This is a genomic window from Okeania sp. SIO2F4, from assembly GCF_010672385.1.
In the GTDB taxonomy this organism is placed as follows: Bacteria; Cyanobacteriota; Cyanobacteriia; order Cyanobacteriales; family Microcoleaceae; genus Trichodesmium.
This window is the reverse complement of the sequence record NZ_JAAHGT010001339.1, coordinates 1-1,699: the sequence shown is the minus strand read 5'-3', so window position 1 is coordinate 1,699 and position 1,699 is coordinate 1. Positions and strand designations below refer to the sequence as shown.

Sequence of the window (1,699 nt, the reverse complement as noted above, 5' to 3'; positions counted from 1 at the left end):
AGAGAAAAAGATGATTTACGAACTAAAAAATGGTATTGAAACTATTCATTCTGCCGACTGACTTCTGACTCCTGACTCCTAAAAATTCCCCTAGATATTTGTAGCAAACATTTATCACGCTTGGTATGACTTGTTTAAACTTTTAGTCAGAGCATTTTGTAATACCAATTTACTTTAAAAATGTCACAAATAGTTTCAAACTTCAGATGATAAATAATTGCCTGAAATTACGGTAGCATCAAAGTTTTGAACCTACAAAATCTTACTTTTTACTTTTTACTTCCGTGAAACGGTATTACCTCTTCCTTCTTGCCTTTTCCTTCAAATTCCGTGACTTTTTCCAATAACCCAATGTCGCCGAAAGAAACGAGCTAAAGCTGATTCTTCTAAAGATAAATAAATTGGTCTACCGTGGGGACAAGTACGAGGGTTACGAGTAAGTTGCCATTTATTTAATAAACTTTGCATTTCTGGTAGACTTAAAGGAGTTCCATTTCTAATAGCACTACGACAAGCGGTAGCTACTTTAGCAGATTCTAAATCTCCACCTTTACTAAGTTCAATTAAAGCATCAGCACAGTCATTTCTTTTGGCTAACATTGATGGAGCAGTACGAGCTGCCCAAATAGAATCTCCGAAAATTTCTACTTCTATATTTAAGCGTTGAAGTTGTTCTATTTGCGCTGATGATAAATGATGCAAAATAATAGGAGTTTCCAAAGAAATTATTTGCCAAGCATCGCATAACTTCTCATATAAAATTCTTTCATGGGCAATATGTTGTTCTATCAACCAAATACCACTAGGATGTTCTGCTACTATATAAGTATTGTGTAATTGAGCGATCGCTTTTAATTCTATTAATCCTAATTCTTGATTTTTTTCTTCTGTATTATCTGGGGAAACTTCTATAGATCGACGAGTTTGATAATTTCCTGTATTTTCTGATACTTTTAAAATTTTTTCTACTTTTTCTGACAAAGGAAATTCTGGCATTATGTCCGAACTAAATTGTAATGCTTTACCAATTACTAGATTGATTTGTTGTTGCCAAAATTTCAAATTATCTAGATAAATTTCAGTTTTTGCCGGATGACGATTCCAGTTAATTTGATAGGGGAAAATTTGTAAATGAAGAAAACAGATAGGATAGCGATCGCGAGGACAAGTGCGAGCTAAAGAACTAATAATTATTTGTTCTAATTCTGGTATTTTTACCACCCTCCCATTAATAGCAATTTTTACCCAATCAGGTCTTCTACGATGACATCTATCTGGTAAACCTAAGACTAATTCTAATGATTGTCTATCCAAAATTTGAGAATATTGATATTGGGAAAAATTTGCTGTTTCGATATTTAATTCTTCTGCTTCTTCCTCATCAATTTCTTGTTGAATATATTGTAAATCGCTTAATCTTATTGTCGATAAAAGTTGAGGTAAAATTTGTTTTGCTGTAGAACCAGAACTAATTTGTATCCATAATTTACTACCTTGCCAAACTTGCCAAGTAACATCAGGATAACAAAGGGATATTTGCTGAATAATTAATTGTATTCCTCGCATTTGTTGTGCATAAGAAGGCATTCCTTGCCGACGTACAGGCCATTTTCCAAAAAGATTAGAAACCTTAACAATAGTACCTGGAGAAATAGCAACTCTTTCAGTTTCAACAGCCTTTCCTTGCTCGTTATAAACA

At 33.3% G+C, this 1,699-nt stretch carries 1 protein-coding gene; it reads right to left on the bottom strand.

The window, feature by feature from the left end; translation table 11 throughout:
* Window positions 1–321: 321 nt before the first annotated feature.
* On the bottom strand, window positions 322–1,699 hold a 1,378-nt coding region (mutL, locus tag F6K22_RS40225; RefSeq protein WP_293110703.1), incomplete at its 5' end, for a DNA mismatch repair endonuclease MutL.